Raw genomic sequence first — 23,846 nt, forward strand, 5'->3', positions numbered from 1 at the left:
GCTTTTTGCTGTCGGCTATTTCTTTATTTGGAAATGGGTTCAACCCGATTTTTTTATGGAAACAACTTTAAAAAATGTGCCAGGTATTCCCCAGTCATTCTTTCCCAGCTAAAGTGCTGTATGGTATAATTAACCGTTTCAGTAGCATCTGCTGCACTGGCTTTTCGGGGCTGTAATTTATGATTAATGGCATAAATCCAGGATGCCCGGTGCGCAGGAGGCAAGAGCATTCCATTTTTGCCATCTTTAATGGCATCGGTTATTCCGCCTGTAGCGGCAGCATATACCTTAGTGCCACACATAGCTGCTTCAAGGCATACCAGGCCAAAGCCTTCCATATCGCCGCTTACCGGAATATTGGGCATTAGAAAAGCATCAGCAATGCCTAGAATGGCTGAGATTTCCTCAAATGGCAGTTTACCCATGCGTACAACGTTATTGTGCATGGAAGACTGCTTAATAAGCGCTTCCATTTTGCTTTCATCAGATGGTGTTCCCAAAAAAAGTTCTACCGGTGTTTTTACAAAAGCAGGTAAATATTGAAAAAACCTGCTGCCAGTGCTTTTTTTACTTACAGGCCCTATTACGAGGAGCAAAAACTGCTCATCCAATGAAGGTAAAACATTTTTAATAAACCAGGAGAAGCCCTTTCTCTTTACCGGTCGGCCCATAACTACCAGAATCCGGCGGTTTTTAAGATCTGTGTGGTATTTTTCAAGTACCAGCTTTTCAACCTCTGCTCTGGCCAGTGCAGGACGGATCTCTGTATCCACCCCATTATTTACTACAACAATTTTTTCAGCAGCAATATTCCGCTCAATACAAGCCTGTGCAGTAGCCTGACTTACCGCAAATATCAAATCAAATCGGTTAAACACAGGCAAAATAAGACGCCGGTAAATAAAATTAGGATAAACTACATCAAGACCATGAACAGTAACGGTTCTTTTTAAATGTCCGGGTATTTTATGCAGGAGGGAACAGGCAGCCATTAAGCCATCATTAAAGTGAATAATGGAGATCTCAGGGTGTTCCTTGCAAATTTCCCTGATCCGGCGGTGTAATTTTAAAAAGAACCTAATCCTGCTGCCTTCCCCCTCATACACAAGAAGGTGTACAGGAAGATATTTTTGAATGCCATTGATTAGTTCCAGACTTTGCTTTTCCATCCCACCCGTAGCAGGAGGGTATTTATGGCTTACAAATAAGATCATGATGAAGTGTTTAACAGTGCTGGCTCCCTGTTTTTAAATACTAAAAAGTAAATGGCTATGCCCAGGACAATCCATACCAGCTGCCTCGTCCTGCGCAATATAGAAGCTACAATCCATATTTCCGTTCCGGGAATCCCAATGGTCATGAGCATAATTTTATTGCCATATTCCTCAATTCCAATTTGCCCAGGGATAAAAGCACCGGCTGTTTTAAAAAAAATAACCCCCATATCAACCAATAAGGCTTGTATGACGGTAACCTCTATGTTTAAAAACTTTAAAATAAGATAAAACTCCAGTGCCCCAAAAAACCAATGTAAAGTTGCAAAAACACAAGACAAGAACAATTTGTATTTATGGTATTTAAAATGGTGTTTTAATCCTTCAATTATTTCGGCCACTTTTAACAAGAACGGTTTAAGTTTTTGCTTTAACCATGACCTGAAGAACCAAGCTATCGCCAAAAACAGGCACAGGCCTGCGGTTCCGTAATAAACAATATAGGTATTGCCAGCTGCTGGTATTATGCTTAGCGTGTTCTGATTGGTAAAAAGTATAAGGGCTACAAAGAAAAACAGCAGCAGCTGCGTTAAGATCATCACCATCCTGGAGCTAATGATAGATACGATAACCGTTTTTTGATCCAGCTCATCTGCTTTAAGCAATACGCCTTTAAAAGCGTCGCCGCCCACAATACTTGCCGGGTTAACCAGCGCAAGGGTTTCGCCGACATGACGGATCATGAACAGCCTGTATATGGATACGGCATTAGATTTTTCTCCTAAACAATACTTCCAGCTCAGTGTGCCCAGGTAATAGGCTACCAAAGTAATCAACAATAACGCCCCAAATTTATAACCAATTTTTTCAAGCGAATTCGCTACTTTTTCAAAGTCGGTAGCGCTGATAAACACAAACAGTGAACAAACAATGCAAAGGGCGAGACCGATTTTAAGTACCTTATGCATATTGTTATGCCAATTTCAGCTGCGGTATTTCCGATAAGGCTTTTAAGTCGCTAAAATATTTAATCGCAAGTTCAGACCAGTTCAGCACCTTACTTTGCTGCAATCCTTTTGCTATGAATTGATCACGAAGTTGATGATTTTGCAATAAGAGAAGGATCTTCTCTGTAAAATCCTCAGCATCATAGGGAGAACATTTAAAACCATTTACGCCTTGTTCGATAAAATCCCGGGAACCACCACCATCAGCGATAATACAGGGTAAGCCCGATGCCATTGCTTCCAGCACTACATTTCCGTAAGTTTCGGAGATAGAAGGGAAAAGGAAAATTGTAGCGCTGGCGTACAAAGCAGCCAGGGCTTTGTGATCGACCTTACCGACAAATACCGCATTTTTCATACTGGCTTCACATGCTGTTTTTGCCGTGCCATCGCCTGCAATTACAAAGTTTACTTTAATGTTCTGCTCCTGCAAGATATTGTATACTGCAAACAAGGTTTCGAGGTTCTTTTCCCATACCAGTCGGCTGGCAAAGAAAATTGTTGGATCATCATTCCCTGTAAGTTGCCTTAACAATTCAGGATTTCTGTGTTTTGGTGAAAACAGCTGAGTATCCATACCACGTTTCCATAATTTCATACGTGAAACTTCAATGCCCATTAAAGTAAGTTCATCTTTAATGGTTTCTGAAGGAATATAAATGGTGTCGCACTGATTGTAAAAAGTCTTATGGCTTTCTGCCACCAGTTGTTTTACCTTGTTAATTAAAAAAGGGGTATGTTTTAAATAATAATCAATATAGGATATAAAGTGCGTATGGTAAATAGAGAGCACAGGCAGGAAGTTTCGATTTGCGTATTTTATCGCAAAATTTCCGAGTAGTGAAGGCGTAGCAATATGTATTACATCTGGCAAAAAAGTATTTAGTTTTTCTTTGATTTCTGTTTTTATCAAAACGGGCAAAGCCATGGTGTAACTTGCATTGACGGGGAGGGTAATGGAAGGGATCTTTAAACATTCAAAGCCAGAAATCCTGTTGGGCCCGGTACCACATATAAATAAAAATTCAAACTCAGCCGGGTCAATCCGTTTGATGAGCTGGAACATGGTGCGGGAGGCACCGTCAGAATCTTCTACCAGGATTTCTGCAAAAAATGCAACCCTAACTCTCTTTTTCAACATTATCCTCTTCTTTTATCTTTATTTACTTTCTTCTGCCCTGGCATATATGGCCTCTCTAACAAAAGACTTTTCTCTTGCCAGCAAAAAATTACGGAGTTCTGTTAGTTTGTCTGTATTGATCAAATCTACCCCGCAGGAAAGCAAAGCAGACCATACCGATTTATTTTCCGGTGATGCCCATAACCTTACTTTTTTGCCGTTTTGATGGGCCATGCTCACATACCTGGATAGTTTTTCTTTTTCGGAAAGCGGCATTTCGCCCTTTCCCTGCCAGTTAATCAAGCTGGAATATTTACAGCTGGATGTCTGAAAGATATTTTCTGGTTGCGGCTCTTCTCGTACTTCCATCAGGTCCTCGTCTATAAAAGCCAGACGATAAGTTTGCGATTTTAACAATTCATACGGTTTATGACCGGTAATTACGATAGTAACCTGTCTTTTGATGACTGCTCCATTTTCATAGCTAGACAAGATTGATTTGTATTTATAAAGCAGCAGTTCCAGTTCTTTATAGGTACTGTTAGCATCAGATTTGATGTCTATCATTAGGGTGAGTTGCGAAGCAGGAGCGGAGAGCCGGTTGTTTTTGTCCTGAATGATTTGCATGAGCGGGTTAAAGTATAGCTGCTCCAGTGTTTTTCTTTTTTTAAAACGGGGTAGAAGGTGCGCTACAATAAGTTCTCCGTCTCTCAGGTAAATGTCGGCCTCAATGTGTGCGTATCCATTTTCCAGTGCATCATACAAAGGCCGTTGGTGCCAATAATCGTTGTGTGCGAAGCCTTGAGAAAGGAAGCTGGTTTGAGAATGGCAGGTTATTGCTTTAAAAACCAGGAGAACAAAAAGGATCAATTTCAGGTGCTTTTGACTTATTGCTACTTGCATCGTAAATTTTATTTGTTGCCGCAAGGTACCAGAGTAATATTTACAAAGCATTAACAGTAGGTAAAGGAATAGGGCTCGACTATTATTTGGAATATGATAATCCATGTTACCAGCCTGCGTCCGGCATGCGTATATACCATCAAGCAATCACGTCCGAGTCACGTTCAGATCAACTTCAAGGTTGAAAGGCATTTAGGTTTCTCAACCCTTACGCAATCCCGAAGTTGATTAAAGCCAAAGGTTAAGTTGGTATATACGCATGCCGGACGCAGGTAAGAAAAAACGCTGCCTATCTATGCCGCATTTTCTGGATGTGACCGACTTGGTCAATCAAATAGTGTCTATCTTATCAAATTAAAAAATCGCCATTTTTTGTAACTAAATATGCTTTGAAATGTCTTAATATGGAATTTGAGTCTGAATGGACGCTATAAGGGGAACAAAGATATGGATAGAAGATTGTTAAGAAATGTACACGACAAAATAATTGCCGGCGTTTCATCAGGAATTGGAGAATATATGGAGGTGGATGTAACGATAATCCGCTTGCTCTTTGTGTTATCCACTATTTTCTTATTTGGTACGGGTGCGCTTGTTTATTTAATCATGTGGATTATAGTGCCCGTGAATAATGATCCTGCGGCAAGGTTTTCGAAATTTGGTGATTTCTTTAAAGACCCGGTACAGCCTATGGGTGATTTTGCTGATCCGAAAACGTATACAGTAGAGGATGCTGCTGAAAAAGCGACTCCAAACTGGAGTTCGGCAACATTTGGCAAAGAGAAATTTACAGCCGGGAAGCCTGAGGACCCGCTCAAGCCCTTTCCTAAAGATACGGAAACCGGTCGTACGGTTGGGGGCTTGTTTCTTCTGGTTATTGGGGTTTACTTTTTGCTCAATGAGTTTAATATCATTCCTTTCTGGTTTAGCCTGAGTAAATTATGGCCATTGGTTTTCGTAGCCATCGGAATTAGCTTTATCCTGAAATCTAAAAGAAAGAATAATTGGGAAGATTGGAAAAATCAGCAAGATCATAATTTTAGGCAAAATGATGCCGGTGATGCTAAATCATCAAATGATAATCCTTAATTAAAAATAACGAGATGAAACTGAATAGGGTAATTTGGGGCATTATATTGCTGTTTATTGGTGGCGTGCTGTTATTGGAAAACTTTGGGGTAATTGATTTTTATTGGGGTAACGTTTGGCGGTTTTGGCCGGTATTTTTAATCATTACAGGCTTAAACATCCTTTTTAGCCGGCAGCGCTCACAGACTGGTGCATTTATTTCCATCGGTGTACTGGTGGTTATGCTGAGTTTCCTTTTTTTTAAAGGGCAACAGCCGGCAAGTCATACACGAGGTATCAGCGATGAAATAAAGGAAGAGATTGAAGGCTATTCAACTGACGATGAAAAGCACATGAGCTTTTTTGAACTTTACCATCCGGAGCAAGCTGCGGGCGTTAAAAGTGTGCTCCTGAACATTTCTGGTGGCGGAACTTCATTTGGGTTAAGTGGAGAGACGGATAGTTTGTTGTTTGCTGATGTAAGAAAAAGGCGGGGTTCTTTTTCTTTAAAGAGTGAAATCAATGACAGCCTGCAGACCCTGACGTTTAAAACTCAGGAACGCAAGGGGAAATGGAACATTGGCGACGGGGGAAATGATGTTGATTTTAAGCTGAATACCCAACCACTTTGGGAAATTGTAATGAACATGGGGGCTGGTGAAGTAAACTTTGATTTGTCTGACTACAAGGTGCGCAATTTCAAGTTTAATGGGGGCGCAGCAGCGATGGACATTAAATTAGGCGATTTATTGCCAGTGGTAGATGTATCTGTTAAAACAGGTGTGGCAGATGTAAAAATCCGTATTCCGGAAGACAGCGGATGCCGGATACTAACTAAAACGGGCCTTTCTGCCAAAGATTTTAATGGTTTTACCAAACTGGATGACGGGACGTACGAAACACCAAATTACGCCAGTGCGGATAAAAAGATTTTTATTAACCTTGACGGTGGCCTGAGTAATTTTGAAGTGAAAAGGTATTAAACTTAATCTTTATCTTTGCCGTATAGATTCATCTAATTATGGAAGAAGTACCGGTTAAGAAGATAGTAGCATTAAACGGAGGTTATTGCAATAGTTTAAATCAATATTCCAGGTTTTTAACCCGGGAAGTGAACATTGGCGATATCCCCATGGGTGGTTTAAACCCAATTCGCATACAATCTATGACCACTACAGATACGATGAATACCATTGGTACTGTAGAACAAACGATAAGGATGGTTGAGTCGGGGTGCGAATATGTACGCATTACCGCTCCTAGTATGAAGGAGGCTGAAAACCTGGCGAATATTAAAAAAGAACTTCGTTATCGTGGTTATAACGTTCCCTTGGTTGCCGACATTCATTTTACGCCTAACGCAGCCGAAGCTGCGGCACGCATTGTTGAAAAGGTACGTGTTAATCCTGGTAACTATGCCGATAAAAAAAGATTTGAGAATATAGAATACACCCATCTGGCTTACCAGGCCGAGTTGGAACGCATATATAAAAAGTTTAGCCCGCTGGTAAAGATCTGTAAAGAATATGGTACGGCCATGCGTATAGGTACCAATCATGGATCTTTGTCTGACAGGATCATGAGCCAGTATGGTGATACGCCCCGGGGAATGGTAGAATCTGCTATGGAATTTATCCGCATGTGCGAGGACCTGAACTTCTACAATCTTGTCATTTCTATGAAGGCAAGTAATACCCAGATAATGGTTCAGGCTTACCGTTTGCTTGTGGAGACTATGGTTAAGGAAGGGATGAATTATCCTTTGCACCTTGGTGTTACAGAAGCAGGAGATGGCGACGATGGCCGGATAAAATCTGCTGTTGGAATTGGTACTTTGCTGGAAGATGGTCTTGGTGATACTATCAGGGTGTCCTTAACTGAAGATCCTGAATTTGAGGCACCAGTGGCAAAAGCACTGGCGGATCGTTATGTAAGGCCTGCAACTGAGGCGATAGAGAACGAGCGTATTGCTGTACTCCCGTATAATCCTTATGTGTATAATAGGAGGTTAACCCAGCCTGTACAGCATATTGGGGGGCATCATCATCCTGTGGTAATGTTAGATGTTTCTTCAAAAAACTTAAAGGATCCGTACTTTTTAACTGAAGTTGGTTATAATTATAATGCAGGTCTGGATAAATATAACATGGCCGACCAAGCCTGTGATTTGGTTTATTTGGGTGATGCCTTGCCTTCTTTTTCTTTTCCGGGGAACTTACGCCAAATTTATAATTATGATACCTGGCTTGGATTAAGGGATAAAAGCAATTGCCATCCATTGTCTATACTTGAAACCTATGCTGGCAATGCTGTAAAAGATCCTTTCTTAAACCTCGTGCTTGTAAATGCAGATGATTACGATCTTGCAGCAATTAAGCAGTTGGACGAGACGGTAGTTTTGGTGCTGGAAACTTCTGCCGAACATGGTATGGCAGCACAGCGCTCATTTTTTATAAGCTTACTTGAACAAGGGATTGTATTGCCCGTAATCATCAGGAGAACTTATACTGGTGTAAATGCGGATGACATGACCTTATTTGCAGCAACAGATCTGGGCGCCTTGCTTACGGATGGTTTTGGTGATGGGGTATGGATAAATGCCCCGATTGAAGTGGAATTAGCTACGGTTAATGCCGTTAGTTTTATCATTTTACAAGCTACCAGGACCAGAATTTCTAAAGCTGAATATATTTCTTGCCCAAGTTGTGGTAGGACACTATTTGATTTACAGGAAACCACCCAGCTAATTAGATCAAGGACTGATCATTTAAAAGGTATTAAAATCGGCATTATGGGCTGTATAGTTAATGGTCCCGGAGAAATGGCAGATGCAGACTATGGCTATGTAGGTGCGGGCCCAGACCGAATTACGCTTTACCGTGGTAAGGAGGTGGTGAAAAAGAATGTTAGCTCTGCAAATGCACTAGACGATTTGATAGACCTGATTAGGGAAGATGGCAACTGGGTGGAATGATAAAGATATCATCCTTGCCTTAAAAGCGGGTAATGAATCTGCTTTTCGTGAAATCTTTGATCAGCATTTCAGGAGACTCTATGCCTTCAGTTTTAAGCTGCTTAAAAATAAAGAGCTGGCGGAAGAGGTGGTAGACGATACCTTTATGAACGTTTGGATCAACCGTGATCGCATCAATGAAGAATTTCCTATTGCCCCTTATTTATATACCATTACCAGAAGACTGGCTTTAAATGCGCTTCGGCAAATTGCAACTTCACAAAAGGCCATTGATAATTTATGGCTGGAAATGGAGAAAGTAAGTAACGATACTGAAGAATCCATATTGTTGGGAGATTTGCAGCGGTTTACGGAGGCGGCTTTGGTGAATTTACCTCCGCAACAGCAATTAATTTTTAGAATGAGTCGTTTTGAGGGTTTGAATTATGATGAAATTGCTGAAAAATTAAATATTTCGAGAAATACCGTCAAAAACCATCTTGTAGCAGCTTTAAAAACATTAAAAGTTCATTTTAACCAGTCTGATGTGGTCTGTTTTTTGATGGTGGCGGCTACGTTTATGAAAAAGTAAGATTTATTTTCAGTTAGACTAGTCCTAATTCTATTTTGCCGTGTAATGCTAATATAAACCCAATATAAAGGGAATATTAATAGACATGATAAATAAAGCACACATTGCCGTTTTGGTACAAAAGTTTGCAGATGGAAACATCAGCAGGGAAGAGTACAGCGAGTTGATTAGCTATTTCAATTTAAGCGGAAATGAAAACGATGTAGAGCAAGGGATATATGCTGCAATGGACGAGGTCTGGAAAAATACCCAGGCTGATCTGAGCTATACAAAAGCGGAGGCAGACAATTTCTATAAAAATATTATTGAGCGTAAAGCATTTAAACCTAATGCCGCTAAAGTTACTTTAAAACCTTGGTACCGTTATGCAGCAGCGGCAGCAATCTTGATCATTGTTGGACTGGGACTTTATTTATATAACAATACCACTCTTGCACCTGCTTCGGTACGCTTTGCCACACAGGATATTACTCCAGGTGGCAACAAGGCAATTTTAACCCTGGCGAATGGTAAAAAGGTTGAGCTTGCGGCAAATGGCATTTATACTGTTAAAGATGTAAAGGGAGAAAATGAATTTAATACAATTACCACTCCTCGTGGCGGACAATATCAAATTAACTTGCCAGATGGCTCTTCAGTTTGGCTAAACGCATCTACCTCATTAACCTTTCCTGTACATTTTAGTAAAGCGGAACGCGTGGTTGTTTTGAATGGAGAAGCTTACTTTGAAATTGAGAAGGTTTATGAGGCAGCTCATTCTAAACGTTTACCTTTTATTGTGAAAACAGCACAGCAAAGGGTAGAAGTATTGGGTACCCATTTTAATATAAAAGGATATGCGGATGAAGCTAACACGAAAACAACCTTGTTGGAAGGAAGTGTAAAAGTTGGATACCTTAATGATACACGTTCTGAGGTACAATTGAGAGATCTAATTTTAAAGCCCGGCCAACAATCAATTTTAAACCAGACGTCTATAAACGTAACCATAGCAGATATGGACGAAACCCTGGCCTGGAAAAATGGCTTATTCATGTTTAGTGGACAGGATTTAGAAAGCATTATGAAGCAGGTATCACGCTGGTACGATGTAGAGGTTGCTTTTGAAAATGAAGCAGTAAAAAGACAGACATTTAAGGGCGCAATTTCCCGTTTTAAAAATATCTCCCAGTTATTGGAAGTATTAGAATCAACAGGCTCAGTTCACTTTAAGATGGAAGGAAGGAGGATTACCGCGATGCAATAACCTTACCTAAACTAAGGATACTGAGCATAAAAACCGGAGAATGCGGCAAACATTCCCCGGCAACAAATTCAGTGTTCAATGAGACGTATTCACACGACAGTTAACCACTAAACTACAAATGTAATGAAATTTAAGGATCTAATCCGATTTGGGTATGGTACCCGAATGAATCAACCTATAGTACGTGTTATGAAATTAACGATACTAATAATGACCACCTTTTTGATGCAGGTAAGCGCCGCTGGCCTGGCACAAAATGTAAGTTTTACACAAAAAAATGCTACATTAAAACAGCTGTTCACCGAAATCAGGAAGCAGACTGGTTACAATGTTTTTTGGCAGGAAGATAAAGTAAACGACCAGTTGAAATTTAATGCTTCCTTTAACAATGCTACATTGGAAGAGGTATTGAACAAAACTTTATATCCACAATCTTTAACTTATACCATCGTGAACCAGACGGTAGTGGTGAAAAGAAAGGATAAGCAGTTTTTAGACCGCATTGCAGACTATTTTAATTCAGTGAATATTAATGGTAAAATACTAGATGCGGAAACCAACTTGCCAATAGCTAAGGTATCGGTTACTTTAAAAGGATCAACACGTACGGTGATTTCTGATGAACGTGGAACGTTTATCTTTAATGGATTGCCTGATAATGCAGTGTTGGTGTTTTCAAGTGTAGGTTATACTACAAGAGAAATGGGCGCTTCTGAGAATATGGTGGTTAGCCTGAGCTTGGCAACACAAGAGTTGGAAAATGTAGTTGTTTCTACGGGATATCAAACAATGGATAAAAAAAGTGCGACAGGATCTTTTGGTATATTAACTGCTAAAGATATAGAAAGCACACCAAGCGTAAATTTGATGGAGCGTTTGGAAGGAAAAGTACCTGGTGTACGTTTTGATATCCGTAACAATAAAATTGAGATCAGGGGTACTTCCACTTATTCATTAAAATATCCCCCACTAATTGTCATTGATGGTTTTCCAGCTATTAATCAGGATTTAAATACCGTCACTTCAGGAGCGATCAATGGAAATGTAAACAGTCCAACAATTACTTCAACATCTGGGAATGCTGTCCTGGGAGTTTACAACCCAAATGACATTGAGTCAATAACTTTCTTGCGTGATGCAGCTGCATCTGCAATATGGGGAGCAAGAGCTGCAAGTGGTGTAATTGTAATTACCACCAAGCGTGGAAAGAAGGGGACTTCTAGTATTAACTTTAGTACTACATTAAGCACATCAGGAGTGGGTAATTTTAAAAACCTTACCTCAATGAACAGTTCTGATTATATAGACCTGGAACAGGAATTGGTAGATAAAGGTTTTATTACAGATCCGGTAATCGCTTATAACTCATCACCTTTAAATGGCTTTAAAGCGGCGCCTGTAAGCGAAGCACAAGAATGGATGTTATTGGCAAAAAGAAGTCCGACTACAAGGAATATAGCCAGGCGAGATTCTGCTTTAAGTATACTAAGAAACAGGTCTGGTAGAGATCAGCTAAAAGATTACATGCTGCAAAGAGCAGTTACGCAACAGTACAATTTGTCTTTCTCCGGAGGAGCAGATAACAGTTCTTATTATGTTTCTGGTAATTATACCAAAGATCAGCCGATTTATAAAAGCAATAGCGGAGAAACTTATTCCGTTACCTCTAATTTAACCAATGATTTTCTTAAAAAGCGGATTACGTTAAATACGGGATTGAATTATACGTATTCTTCTGCACAAGTAAATCCCGCTGCTTTGCAAGCGCTAAGTGTTGGGTCTTACGGATTAGCCCCTTATGAACTGTTAAAAGATGCGAATGGTAACAATATTTACAAAGGCGTTACCTTTACCACCAGAGTTTCCGACAGTTTGACCAGGGTGAACAAGCTTATGCCCTGGACATACAATGCCATAGATGAGCTAAACTACAACAATACCATTACATCAAAAAATAGCATCAGGATTAATACTTCCCTAAAAGGTCAAATTACGAGTTGGTTAAGTGCAACAGTATCAGGACAGATACAGAAAAACATACAAGATCAGGTAAATAATCAAAACCAAAACAGTTATTTGACACGGGACCTGTACAACAACTCATATAATACAGCCAATTTAACAAATACTAGTTATTTGAGGTTAATTGCCGTACCAAAAGGAGGTGTCTATAAAAGCAGCAAACTTACCGCTGATGAGTATGCATTGCGTGGGCAGTTGGATGTGAAAAAAGATTTTGGCACAGACCACCATTTTGAGATGGTTGCCGGTACAGAGATTCGGCAAACTAAGGCTACGGGCTCAGAACAGACCTTATATGGTTATAACGAAGATCTTTCTAGCTCTACAAATGTTACCCCTACAATTTTTTACTCGACAATAACTGGTGTTAGCGGTCGTTTAAATACACCTTCAACTGTATATAAAGCCAGACAACGAAATTTATCTTACTATACTGTAGGGTCTTACAGTTATAAGAATAAGTATTATATATCAGGTAGCGCAAGGTTTGACGACCTTAATATTATAGGTGTAGACAGAAGAGACAGGGCAAGACCGTTATGGTCCACTGGTTTACGCTGGGACATTAAAAAGGAAAACTTCCTGGAGAATGTGAACTGGATCAATGCGCTTAGCTTTAGGGGTTCAGTAGGTACAGCTGGAAATCCTCCGCAAACGTCAAATAATTACACGAGAATTAGTACAGGGGCTGTAGACAGTTATACACAACTGCCTTATGCTACCATCAGTACTCCTGCAAATCAGGATATTGGCTGGGAAACTACTAAAATTACCAACGGAGGTATAGATGCGAGTTTCTTAGCTGGCAGGTTAAATTTAACCTTTGATGCGTACAGTAAAAGAACAACAGATGTATTGATGAATTTACCGCTCAACGCAGCCTACGGTTTTACTAGTTTACAAATTAATGCTGGTACTTTGGCTGGTCATGGAGTGGACTTTGGTTTATCAGGTGACATCATAAGAAGTAAAGACTGGAATTGGAACGCTGTCTTTAATTTTGCTTACAATACCAATAAACTTACAGATGCACGTTTCCAGCCTTCGGCAGCGAGCATTGGTAATGTACTGACTACGGACTATCCTGTAGATAATATATTTGTATATCGTTGGGCAGGATTAAGCAACACAGGACAGTCGCAAATTTTTACCGCAAGCGGTGCAATTCTTAACTCCTCAGGGTTTCCAACTATAAAAGCTGAAGACCGAGTATATGCAGGCAGAACTACTGCGCCTTATTTTGGTGGGTTCTTAAATGCAGTAAAATATAAAAACATCACTTTATCTGCACGTGCTACTTACAATTTAGGGCACAAATTCCTGATCAAAAATATCAATTCCAGCAACTATCCAAATAATTCAGGTTCTCAGGGATTGCTAGCGACCAGTCAGGCATTGATAAACAGATGGAAGAAAGCAGGAGATGAGGCCATTACCGATGTTCCAGGATTGACAGGCACATCTTTTAATAGCGTAAGCTGGTATCAAAATTCAGATATTAATGTACGGGATGCAGGTAACATTCGTTTACAGCAAGTTTCACTTACCTATAGTGTGCCTCAATATTTGTTAACAAAAACACCGTTTATCAAGGGTATTAATATAGGTGCTACGGTAAGTAATCTTGGTTCACTTTGGGTGGCCAATAAAGAAGGGATTGATCCGGAATATCAAATGACAGAAACATTTGTTAACCTTCCGCCAACCCGCAATTATGTGCTGAATGTAAGTATATCACTTTAAATCTAAAAAAAATGAAGAAATTAATATATGCACTACTCTTAGGTGGACTTTTAACAGGCACTTCAGCTTGTCGTAAATATGTAGAAATTCCACCTGAACAAACTAAAATCTTAAGTACGGCAGCTGATTACCAGCAATTGCTTTATTATTCTACTCAAGTTGATATCGCTTATTATTATCCTGTATATTCGGGTGACGATATCGGGTCGGATGAAATTAGGTGGCAAAACAGTTTAAACACAACCCAAAGTAATGTCGTTACCTGGTCAGAAAAGTATTATGGCGCTTTAGAGGACGATACAGATTGGTCAAATATTTACAAAGGCATATTTATTTACAATACTGTTGTAAATGGTGTAATGAGCAGCTCTGGTACAGAACAGGAAAAACAAGCCGCTTTGTCTTCAGCTTTAGTGCATCGGGCGTTTGCTTATTTTACACTGGTAAACTTATATGGTAAACAATACGATGCTACCACGGCCTCCATTGATCCTGGCGTACCCTTAGTATTGCAACCTAAATTTACAACAGATTTAACAAGGGCCAGCGTACAAAAAGTTTATGACCAGGTCAAGGCAGATTTAACAGCTGCGTTACCCGGATTACCAGATCTTCCGGATTTTAATTCTAATCCTTCCAAAGCTTCTGCGTATGCAATCCTAGCCAAGGTGTTTTTAAATACCAGAGAATTTACAGAGGCAGAAAGGTACGCCGACCTATCACTGGGCTTAAAAAACACTTTGCTAGATTTGAATATTTATAAATCAACAAACGTTCCTGTGGTTATACTTCCAGCCAGGGTGGCTAATCCAGAAGAATTGTTGATCAAAAGAGGTAATCTATTTGTAAATGCATTTCCTATAAGCCCAGATGCAGAAAGCATGTATGATAAAATAAACGATATCAGGTATACGCTTTTTACTGCTCCAGGTGCATCGGTAGTGGCAACTACCTTTGTGGTTAGCCGTGCCTATACCAGAGCCAAGATAAACAATGATGGTACTTTTGTTGGTCCAAGTGTGCCAGAAGTAACATTGATCAAGGCAGAATGTGAAGCACGGGCTGGTAATACATCAACAGCTTTAGATATTCTAAATGCATTCCGAAAAAAGCGTTATAACAATGCGGTTCCCTATGTTGATTTAACTGCTGCAAATTCTAATGCTGCATTACATTTAGTTATTGACGAACGTAAAAGAGAGTTTTTAGGCCGTGGTTTCCGTTGGTTTGATCAAAGGAGGTTGAGTAAAGATGCCGGATTTGTGCCAACAATTACACGGGAATTTAAAGGCGTAACTTATACGCTTGCACCAGGAAGTAATAGATATGTTTATCCAATTGCAGATAAATACATTACACAAAACCCTGAAATCACACAAAACCCTAGATAGTAGCACAACAAATTTTATTTGTTAAACAACAAAATATGAACGAACCTATAGTAAGTGTTAAAGGTCTTTCCCATCGTTACAGTGTACAATGGGCAGTAAAAGACATCAACTTTGACCTGACAAAAAATGGGATATATGGACTGCTCGGCGCTAACGGCGCCGGCAAGTCCACTATCATGAACATCATGTGTGGGGTAATTAAACAAACCCATGGCGAGATCTTTATCAAAGGCATTAATATGGGCGAACACCCGGAAAAAGCGAAGATGAACATCGGCTTTTTGCCACAGCAGCCACCTTTGCAAAATGATTTAACAGTTACAGAATTTTTGATCCATGCCGCCAGTATCCGCCTGATGGATTCTTCAAAAGTAAAAGCTGCCGTAGCAGAGGTTATGGATAAATGTGGCATCGCACATTTTAGCCGTCGCTTAATCCGCAACCTTTCCGGAGGTTACCAGCAGCGTGTAGGTATAGCGCAAGCCATTATCCACAAACCTGATTTCGTAGTATTGGATGAACCAACTAACGGATTAGACCCCAACCAAATTCTTGAAGTAAGAGGATTGATCAAAGAAATTGCAGAAGAACGTACGGTAGTGTTGTCCACGCATATCCTGCAGGAAGTGCAAGCCCTTTGCGATCACATCTGGATGATTAACGAAGGCAGTATGATTTTCTCAGGCTCGCTGGACGAATTTGACAATTATATTGTGCCCAATACCCTGGTCATTTCCTTAATGGCTGCGCCTCCTGTAGCCGAACTCATGGCTGTGCCAGGAGTGGTAGGAGTAGAAGAATTGGGTAGCGCTCGCTACCGTGTGCGTTTTTCTGATGCCCAGGATCTGATAGAACGTTTAGTCGTAACCAGTGTACAAAAAAACTGGCGATTGGTAGAAGTGTCCCTGGAGAAAAATTCCCTGGAGACTGTATTTGCCGAACTCACAAAAAAGAAATTAAAATAACCAGGCAGGTTAAGCTATAGAAAATGAAAACAATATTAAAAATTGCAAGAACCGAACTTCAGGTGATGTTTTATTCGCCCGTGGCCTGGTTAATTCTGGTTATTTTTACCTTTCAGGTAGGAATGAATTTTACAGATGCATTTGACGGGGCAGTTAGGTTAGGCGTAATGAAAATTCCCGGACGTGACATGACCATCAATACTTTTGGTGGCTGGATGGGCGTCTTTACCAAAGTGCAAGCCTACCTTTATCTATATATTCCATTGCTCACCATGAGCATCATGAGCAGGGAATTGGGCAGCGGATCCATTAAACTGCTGTATTCCTCGCCAATTACCAATTCGCAAATTATTTTGGGTAAATATGTTTCCCTAATGGTATTTGCTGCTGTGCTTACAGCCATACTTTCCATATTTGCAGGGTTCGCCATGTTTACCATTAATATGGTAGATATTCCATACCTGCTTACGGGATTATTGGGTTTATACCTGCTTACCTGTGCTTATGCGGCCATTGGCCTTTTCATGTCTTCACTTACTTCCTATAATGTAGTGGCTGCCATTGGTACAGTTACCATTTTTGCATTGCTGGGTTATGTAAAAGAAGTAGGACAAGAAATTGGGTTTGTACGTGACATTACTTATTGGATGGCCATTACCGGGCGTAGCAGTACTTTTATTGCAGGAATGATTACCAGTGAAGATGTATTGTACTTTATCATTGTTGTTGGTTTGTTTCTTGGCTTTACCATCATCAAATTACAGTCTGGAAGGGTAAAGACTTCTAAAATGGTTACCATTGGTAAGTATACCGCAGTATTTTGCATTGCCATGTTGCTGGGCTATTTTAGTGCTAAACCAGTAATGAAAGTTTATTATGATGCTACACGCACCAAGCAGAATACACTAACCAAAAGCAGCCAGGAAGTAATGGCCAAATTAAATACCGGCCTAAGCATCCATACCTATACCAATATGCTTGATCCTACAGCTTATACTGCTTTACCTGCGCAGTATAAATCAGATGTAGACAACTTTAAGCAGTACATTAGGTTTAAACCGGATATTAAACTGGATTATACCTACTATTCGCACCATTCAGAAAATCCGATGCTGGAGCGTATGTATCCTAAACTGGATGATAAAAAGCGTCTGGATACGATGATAAAGCTGAACAAATGGAAATTTGACATTGTCCCTTACAGCGCCATTAGCAAGGAGGTTAACCTTGAACCAGAGAACTACCGTTTTGTAAGGGTACTGGAACTTGATAATGGTAAAAAAACATTCCTGCGTTTATTTGACGACATGCGCCGTTTGCCTTCAGAGCGGGAAATTACGGCTGCCATTAAACGTTTGGTGATGAAATTGCCTGTAATTGCTTTTGTAAACGGACATGGCGAACGTGGTAGCAATGCTGAGCAAGACCGTGGTTACAATATGATTGCCCGTGAAAAGACATTCCGTTATTCATTAATTAACCAGGGCTTTGACTTTACAGAGCTTACTTTGGCGCAGCCTGTTCCTGATTCTATACGTATTATGGTAATTGCGGAGCCGAAGCTGGCCTACACAGCAGTAGAACAGGGAAACCTGAATGCTTACATTGCCCGTGGCGGAAACCTGATTATTGCAGGGGAACCAGGGCGACAAGCACAAATGAACGAAATTGCCAAAGAATTGGGCGTACAGTTTTTGCCTGGCAGACTGGTTAAACCAAGCGTTAAATTTCAGTCGGACCTCATGATCATGAGGCCTACACAGGAGGCAATTGATTTTTCTCCATACCTTAAAGACATGCGCAAAATGGAAAGCGTGCTCACTATGCCGGCTGCAGGCGCTTTAAGTTATACCAAAGACAAGGGCTTTGAGGTGAAAACATTGTTCCGTACAGATTCTACAGGCAGTTGGAACGAGCTGGAAACGACCAATTTTGTAGATGACAGTGTAAAGTTAAATCCTGCTAAAGGAGAAGTAGCACAATCGTATCCAACGGTATTGGCCTTATCTCGTAAAATTAACAATAGGGAGCAGAAAGTTATTGTAACGGGAGATGCAGACTGGTTAAGTAACGGCGAACTGGGGATGCAAAGAAATGGATTGGATGCCGCAAACTTTACCTTAATTGTAACTTCATTTTACTGGTTATCTGATGGCGAAGTGCCAATTGACATGACGCGTGACGTACCACCAGATGGTTCATTGAGTATTGGCGAAAAGGGTTGGGCATGGTTTAGCCTGTTCTTTAAATGGGGATTGCCGGCCATATTAATTGCTGTTAGCCTGATTATTTGGATCAGAAGACGGGGCAGGTAAATAGTAAACACACAAACTCAATATTTAGAAATGTTTAAACAGAATTCAGTTATATTGTACACTGCGCTAGGCATGGCAACTTTTGTTTCAGGCTGCGCTTTGTTTCATAAAAAGCCTGCACCGATACAGAAGGTTGTTATTGTTGATCCGCTAAAGAAGACAGCAGACAGCTTAAAGAAGGCTAAAGCCTTGAAACCTTATGGAGAAATCATCACTAAAAACACCATCAGTCAGAAGGGTTTCTTCACTGTCCATAAAAAAGACAACAAGTACTTTTTTGAAGTGCCCAATGTAATTTTAGGCAGGGAAATCCTGGTGGTAAGCCGCATTGCCAAAGCATCAGCAGATATGCGCAATGGCAATTCAGGATATGCCGGCGACCAGATTGGAGAAACTGTATACAGTTTTGCAAAAGGTCCGGACAATAAATTGTTTTTAAGAAGGATGTCGTATTCTGAATATGCAAAAGATAGCTCCATGACTTTATTTGCCGCTGTGGCAAAAAACAATGTAACGGCCATTGCAGCATCGTTTCCGATTTTAACTATGCCTAAAGATTCTTCTGCCGTAGTTGTAGAAGTAACTGATTTTTTAAATAGTGATAATGACATCCTGTATTTTCAAAAAGCTGCTTTTAAAACAAAAGCGGGTATGGGCGGACAGATGGCAGATCGGAGCTATATAGATTATATTCACACTTACCCAAAAAATGTAGAAATCAGGGCAGTTAAAACGTATGCCGCAGGTCTTAATCCAACAGGTTCTGTATATACTGTAGAACTTAATGCTTCAATGGTATTGTTGGATTTGAAACCTATGAAAGCCCGGTTGCAAGATCCTAGGGTAGGTTACTTTTCTACTTCATTTAAAGATTTTGCTGCTGATCCTCAGGGTGTGGAGACCACAACCTATGTTAAAAGGTGGAAACTGGAGCCTAAACCAGAAGATGTAGAGCGATATAAAAGAGGAGAGTTGGTAGAGCCGGCGAAACAAATTGTTTTTTATATAGATCCGGTAACCCCTAAAAAATGGGTGCCTTATTTAATTGCAGGTGTAAATGACTGGCAAAAGGCATTTGAAAGTGCTGGCTTTAAAAATGCAGTTATTGCTAAAGAAGCACCAACGAAGGAACAGGACAGTACCTGGAGCATAGACGATGCCAATCATTCGGCTATTGTTTACCTTCCGTCTGCGGTAGCGAATGCCATGGGTCCAAGCATTGCTGATCCACGAAGTGGTGAGATTATTGAGAGCCACATTTATTGGTATCACAATGTGATGTCATTATTACATAGATGGTACATGATTCAAGCTGGAGCTGTTGACCCAAGGGCCAGAAAACAGGAGTTTGATGATCAATTAATGGGTGATTTGATTCGCTTTGTATCATCTCATGAAGTGGGGCATACGTTAGGCTTATTGCATAACTTTGGTTCAAGTTCTACCGTTCCTGTTGAAAAGCTGCGGGATAAGGCTTGGGTTGAAGCAAGTGGTCATACTCCTTCTATTATGGATTATGCAAGATTTAACTACGTGGCACAGCCGGAAGATCACATTAGCGAAAAGGGAATATATCCAAGAATTGGTGATTATGATAAATGGGCCATTAAATGGGGATATACATGGTATCCTGAATACAGTACTGCAGAAGCGGAATCTAAAATGCTGGTTAACGTAGTTACAGATTCTTTGAAAAAGAACCGTCGTTTGTGGTTTGGTAGCGAGGCAGAACCCAATGATCCAAGGTCGCAAAATGAAGATTTAGGAGATAACGCAATGACTGCGGGTACTTACGGAATTAAAAATTTAAAAAGGATTGTTCCGCAGATTGAAAACTGGGTAAGCACTCCGGGCGAGGGGCAAGAGAAGTTGTTTAAAGCTTATGAAGGCGTTTGGGACCAGTTTACCTTGTATTTGGGCCACGTAACCAAAAATATTGCGGGTTCTTATCATACTTTTAGGGTAAATGGAGAAGCAGGATTGACGGAGCAGACTACACCTTATTTAAAGCAAAAAAGTGCAGTAAAATTTTTAAATGACCAATTGTTTGCTACCCCGGTTTGGCTGAACAATAAAAGCATCACCAATAAACTGGGTGTGAATTTTGGTTATGAGCTAAATGCTTTGCAGCAAAATAGTATTGATGCGGTGATTACCCGTGCCCGTTTGAGCAGGTTGATGAGTAACGAGCAAAATGACAACGGAAAAAAATATACCATTAATGAGTTATTCAGTGATCTGGATAAAGGGATTTTTAAAGAGGTTATAGCTGGTCAGAATGTAGATTACTACAGGCGTAACATGCAAAAATTATACTTGTACCGGTTATTGGTGCAAGGTTTTTATGCCAATGACATGACCCAGGTTGGTGGAAACAACACCTTCCGCTTTACAGTAACGGATTTAAATGGCTTAATCAGAAATGAGTTGACTGTACAAAAGAATTTGTTTAAAAAGGCACTTAAAAATGCATCTTTAAATAAGGTGACACGAATTCACTTGAAGGAAATGATAGGACTGATTGATAGCAAATTTGCCGCAGAGAAAAGTGGCTTAGTTAAATAAACAACCGCATTATGAGTTTTTCCGTTGACAAGCAAACGCTGGACGACCTGAATATATTTAATAAAAAAGGCCGTGATTCTGTATACGGGTTGTTTAACCGTAGTCGCACACGTGGCGGCGCCGAAATTCTGGAGCAAATGTTCCGGTATCCTTTGTCGGATGCCGGAGCAATTAACCAGCGAAGTCAGCTGATCCGGTTTTTCCAGGACAGTAAGATTTCCTTTCCATTTAAGGGGGAATGGTTTGATCTGATAGAACAGTACCTGAGTAATGTTGACGAAAGAACTAAGCTGGGTAATGAAGACAATAAACTAGGCAGAAAGTTTAACAGCCTGATTGGTGCCGATACAGAGTACCGTCAGATTGAGAAAGCTGTAGCTGCAGCAATTGATTTTCTAAATGCATTTGGACAGTTTACGGATCAGTTAACCGATGGAGAAACCAGTATTCCTTACCAGGTTGAAGCAACGGCTATAAGAAATGTACTGGCAGATGCAGAACTGCAACAGCTGCTTGTGGCTGCTGCCAAAGAAAAACTGAGCTACGATACTGTTGCTGCTTATGATAAAGTACTGCGCTTTAAAAAGAAAGACTTACTGCAAAAGATGTTGCATTTTGCCTATCATTTGGATGTATATATTGCTATAGCTTCAGTGGCCGAAACACATAATTTTGTGTTTCCGAAAGCGTTGCCTTCTGCTGATACAGTGATGAAATTGGAAGGTGTATACCATCCCTTGGTGGAAAATGCAATAGGGAATGATCTATTGGTTACGCCAGAGAGCAATTTCATCTTTTTAACCGGTGCCAACATGGCCGGGAAATCTACTTTTATGAAATCGCTGGGCATCGCTGTATTCCTGGCGCATATGGGTTTTCCTGTGGCTGCAAGCAGTATGGAGTTTCCAGTTATGGAGGGCTTGTTTACGACCATCAATTTGCCGGATAATTTAAGCATGGGCTACAGTCATTTCTATGCAGAGGTATTGCGGGTTAAAAAAGTTGCAGAGCAGCTGGCCTTGTCTAAAAAGATCTTTGTGATTTTTGATGAATTGTTTAGGGGTACTAATGTAAAAGATGCTTACGAAGCTACAGTGGCATTAACAGCCGGTTTTGCAAAGAAACGGGATTGCATATTTGTGATTTCTACACATATTATTGAAGCGGGTGAAGAATTAAAAGGCAGATGTAACAATATCCAGTTTACCTATTTGCCAACCTTAATGGAAGGTACTAAGCCTGTTTATACGTATAAGCTTAAGCAAGGAATTACGGAAGACCGGCATGGTATGATCATTATCAACAATGAGGGGATTGTGGAAAGCTTGCGTGCCGGGCAGGGAGCAGAGAGGATTAAAGAGCAAGGATTAAGGAGTAAGGTGGCCGCACAATTTGTGACGGATAAACAGACGCTGGATGATTTGAACCTTTTGGGTAAATACCGGAACAATTCTGTGTTGAGTTTATTTAATTCAACTAAAACAGCTGGGGGAGAGCGATTATTGGAAGCGATGTTTCAGCAGCCGCTAACGGATGTTAAAGAAATAGACAAGCGCAGTGTTACGTTTAAATATTTTGAAGGTAAAGCATTGGAGTTTCCCTTTGACCAGGAGCAGTTGGTAATTGCCGGTAACTATTTAACTGGTGCTTCGGCTTCTAATTTGTTAATGGCAACGGTACAGACTGGGCGCCGTAAGTTACTTTCGGTACTTGGCCTAAAAGAAGAAAAAGAGCTGGTTGCGGCCGGGCTTAATACCACCTTGAAAGTCCTTAATGAGGTTCATGAATTTGTGGCTGGCTTGCTACAGGAGGATCCAGAAAGTCCTTTTTCTCCTCAGCTTAAGAATGTAGTGCAAATTTTTGAAGATCAGCGATTGAAAGGGCTGAAAAAGTTAAATGCTGAACCTGGGTTTTTTAGTACTGTTCAATACGATTTCTTGTTGCGTTCTGTTTTACGGGAACAAATGGAGATTATTTTACAGTTTGTGCATAGCATTGATGTAAATATTGCCGTAGCAGATGTTTCCAGAAAGAAAGGGTTTAGTTATGCAAAAGCTTTACCTGCATCAGAGCATGCGCTGATTATTGAACAAGGATTTCATCCCTGTCTGGAAAATGCGGTGCCTAATTCTGTTGGTCTGGACGAGAACAATAATGTGATCTTTTTAACCGGGGCTAACATGGCGGGTAAATCCACTTATATGAAATCTTTTGGTACGGCCATTTATTTGGCGCATATGGGTTTTCCGGTTCCGGCAAAGTCCATGGTGTTTTCGGTGAAAGATGGAATGTATACTTCTATTAACGTTCCAGACGATTTAAATATGGGCTACAGTCACTTTTACGCAGAAGTGCTTAGGGTAAAGCAAATTGCCGAAGAAGTGAGCTCGCCTAAAAATCTGATTGTTATTGTTGATGAGTTGTTTAAAGGGACAAACGTAAAAGATGCTTATGATGCCACCTTAGAAGTATCAACAGCATTTTCTGAGCACAGCAATTGTTTTTTCATCATCTCTACCCATATTGTGGAAGTGGGAGAAGCATTAGGGCAGAGCAGCAAGAATGTTAAGTTCACTTACATGCCTACAGAAATGAAAGGTAGCATACCAACTTATACCTATCGCGCTACAGAAGGTATCAGCAGTGACAGGCATGGTATGATGATTATTGAAAATGAAGGTATATTAGAACTGGTTTCTTAATATAATCTGGCATGTGATAAATATGCCAGATTATATATTT

General features: G+C 40.3%; 15 protein-coding genes. 11 read left to right on the top strand and 4 right to left on the bottom strand.

The features are described 5' to 3' along the window. Positions 1-53: 53 nt before the first annotated feature. From LPB86_RS08915 to LPB86_RS08930, 4 genes are read right to left on the bottom strand one after another with little or no spacing between them, the layout of a single operon-like run. Entirely contained in the window at positions 54-1,214 is a 1,161-nt protein-coding gene (locus LPB86_RS08915; protein ID WP_230642501.1) for a glycosyltransferase family 4 protein, read from the bottom strand. Further along, entirely contained in the window at positions 1,211-2,182 is a 972-nt protein-coding gene (locus tag LPB86_RS08920) for a lysylphosphatidylglycerol synthase transmembrane domain-containing protein (protein ID WP_230642503.1), read from the bottom strand. Before LPB86_RS08920 ends, LPB86_RS08915 begins: the two co-directional genes overlap by 4 nt. A gap of 4 nt (positions 2,183-2,186) precedes the next feature. Continuing rightward, positions 2,187-3,362, bottom strand: a complete 1,176-nt coding sequence (locus LPB86_RS08925; RefSeq protein WP_230642505.1) for a glycosyltransferase family 1 protein — start codon at positions 3,360-3,362, stop codon at positions 2,187-2,189. Positions 3,363-3,380: 18 nt separating this feature from the next. After that, positions 3,381-4,244, bottom strand: coding sequence for a phosphatidylinositol-specific phospholipase C/glycerophosphodiester phosphodiesterase family protein (locus tag LPB86_RS08930; protein ID WP_230642507.1), 864 nt, complete (start codon positions 4,242-4,244; stop codon positions 3,381-3,383). 447 nt (positions 4,245-4,691) lie between these two features. Between LPB86_RS08930 and LPB86_RS08935 the strand changes: the two genes are divergently transcribed. The 11 genes from LPB86_RS08935 to LPB86_RS08985 all read left to right on the top strand — a co-directional run bounded on the left by LPB86_RS08935 (position 4,692) and on the right by LPB86_RS08985 (position 23,806). After that, a complete protein-coding gene (locus LPB86_RS08935) occupies positions 4,692-5,333 on the top strand; it encodes a PspC domain-containing protein (RefSeq protein WP_230642509.1) in 642 nt (213 codons plus the stop codon). A 14-nt stretch (positions 5,334-5,347) separates the two neighbouring features. Next, positions 5,348-6,295, top strand: a complete 948-nt coding sequence (locus LPB86_RS08940) for a LiaI-LiaF-like domain-containing protein (RefSeq protein ID WP_230642511.1) — start codon at positions 5,348-5,350, stop codon at positions 6,293-6,295. 38 nt (positions 6,296-6,333) lie between these two features. Further along, the gene (ispG, locus tag LPB86_RS08945) at positions 6,334-8,286 is read left to right on the top strand and encodes a (E)-4-hydroxy-3-methylbut-2-enyl-diphosphate synthase (protein ID WP_230642513.1); all 1,953 of its coding nucleotides are present in this window, start codon (positions 6,334-6,336) and stop codon (positions 8,284-8,286) included. Beyond that, entirely contained in the window at positions 8,267-8,857 is a 591-nt protein-coding gene (locus LPB86_RS08950; RefSeq protein WP_230642515.1) for an RNA polymerase sigma factor, read from the top strand. Before ispG ends, LPB86_RS08950 begins: the two co-directional genes overlap by 20 nt. A gap of 85 nt (positions 8,858-8,942) precedes the next feature. Next, positions 8,943-10,103, top strand: coding sequence for a FecR family protein (locus LPB86_RS08955; protein WP_230642517.1), 1,161 nt, complete (start codon positions 8,943-8,945; stop codon positions 10,101-10,103). A gap of 189 nt (positions 10,104-10,292) precedes the next feature. Then, positions 10,293-13,868: a SusC/RagA family TonB-linked outer membrane protein gene (locus LPB86_RS08960; RefSeq protein WP_230642518.1), complete on the top strand. Its 3,576-nt coding sequence runs from the start codon at positions 10,293-10,295 to the stop codon at positions 13,866-13,868. An 11-nt stretch (positions 13,869-13,879) separates the two neighbouring features. Next, the gene (locus LPB86_RS08965) at positions 13,880-15,259 is read left to right on the top strand and encodes a RagB/SusD family nutrient uptake outer membrane protein (protein ID WP_230642521.1); all 1,380 of its coding nucleotides are present in this window, start codon (positions 13,880-13,882) and stop codon (positions 15,257-15,259) included. Positions 15,260-15,294: 35 nt separating this feature from the next. Then, on the top strand, positions 15,295-16,224 hold the full coding sequence (locus LPB86_RS08970; protein ID WP_230642523.1) for an ABC transporter ATP-binding protein: 930 nt from the start codon (positions 15,295-15,297) through the stop codon (positions 16,222-16,224). Positions 16,225-16,247: 23 nt separating this feature from the next. After that, positions 16,248-18,539 (top strand): Gldg family protein, encoded by a 2,292-nt coding sequence (locus LPB86_RS08975; protein WP_230642525.1) that lies wholly within the window; start codon positions 16,248-16,250, stop codon positions 18,537-18,539. Positions 18,540-18,611: 72 nt separating this feature from the next. Then, positions 18,612-21,104 carry a zinc-dependent metalloprotease gene (locus LPB86_RS08980; RefSeq protein ID WP_230642527.1) on the top strand — a complete coding sequence of 831 codons (2,493 nt, stop codon included), beginning with the start codon at positions 18,612-18,614 and terminating at the stop codon, positions 21,102-21,104. 11 nt (positions 21,105-21,115) lie between these two features. Next, positions 21,116-23,806, top strand: a complete 2,691-nt coding sequence (locus LPB86_RS08985; RefSeq protein WP_230642530.1) for a hypothetical protein — start codon at positions 21,116-21,118, stop codon at positions 23,804-23,806. Positions 23,807-23,846 lie beyond the last annotated feature (40 nt).

The sequence above is a fragment of the Pedobacter sp. MC2016-14 genome, from assembly GCF_020991475.1.
Lineage (GTDB): Bacteria > Bacteroidota > Bacteroidia > Sphingobacteriales > Sphingobacteriaceae > Pedobacter.

Excerpts from the sequence above, each read along its gene's own strand:
- LPB86_RS08915 (WP_230642501.1), bottom strand. The coding sequence starts at position 1,214 with ATGATCTTATTTGTAAGCCATAAATACCCTCCTGCTACGGGTGGGATG.
- LPB86_RS08920 (WP_230642503.1), bottom strand. The coding sequence starts at position 2,182 with ATGCATAAGGTACTTAAAATCGGTCTCGCCCTTTGCATTGTTTGTTCA.
- LPB86_RS08925 (WP_230642505.1), bottom strand. The coding sequence starts at position 3,362 with ATGTTGAAAAAGAGAGTTAGGGTTGCATTTTTTGCAGAAATCCTGGTA.
- LPB86_RS08930 (WP_230642507.1), bottom strand. The coding sequence starts at position 4,244 with ATGCAAGTAGCAATAAGTCAAAAGCACCTGAAATTGATCCTTTTTGTT.
- LPB86_RS08935 (WP_230642509.1), top strand. The coding sequence starts at position 4,692 with ATGGATAGAAGATTGTTAAGAAATGTACACGACAAAATAATTGCCGGC.
- LPB86_RS08940 (WP_230642511.1), top strand. The coding sequence starts at position 5,348 with ATGAAACTGAATAGGGTAATTTGGGGCATTATATTGCTGTTTATTGGT.
- ispG (WP_230642513.1), top strand. The coding sequence starts at position 6,334 with ATGGAAGAAGTACCGGTTAAGAAGATAGTAGCATTAAACGGAGGTTAT.
- LPB86_RS08950 (WP_230642515.1), top strand. The coding sequence starts at position 8,267 with ATGGCAACTGGGTGGAATGATAAAGATATCATCCTTGCCTTAAAAGCG.
- LPB86_RS08955 (WP_230642517.1), top strand. The coding sequence starts at position 8,943 with ATGATAAATAAAGCACACATTGCCGTTTTGGTACAAAAGTTTGCAGAT.
- LPB86_RS08960 (WP_230642518.1), top strand. The coding sequence starts at position 10,293 with ATGAAATTAACGATACTAATAATGACCACCTTTTTGATGCAGGTAAGC.
- LPB86_RS08965 (WP_230642521.1), top strand. The coding sequence starts at position 13,880 with ATGAAGAAATTAATATATGCACTACTCTTAGGTGGACTTTTAACAGGC.
- LPB86_RS08970 (WP_230642523.1), top strand. The coding sequence starts at position 15,295 with ATGAACGAACCTATAGTAAGTGTTAAAGGTCTTTCCCATCGTTACAGT.
- LPB86_RS08975 (WP_230642525.1), top strand. The coding sequence starts at position 16,248 with ATGAAAACAATATTAAAAATTGCAAGAACCGAACTTCAGGTGATGTTT.
- LPB86_RS08980 (WP_230642527.1), top strand. The coding sequence starts at position 18,612 with ATGGCAACTTTTGTTTCAGGCTGCGCTTTGTTTCATAAAAAGCCTGCA.
- LPB86_RS08985 (WP_230642530.1), top strand. The coding sequence starts at position 21,116 with ATGAGTTTTTCCGTTGACAAGCAAACGCTGGACGACCTGAATATATTT.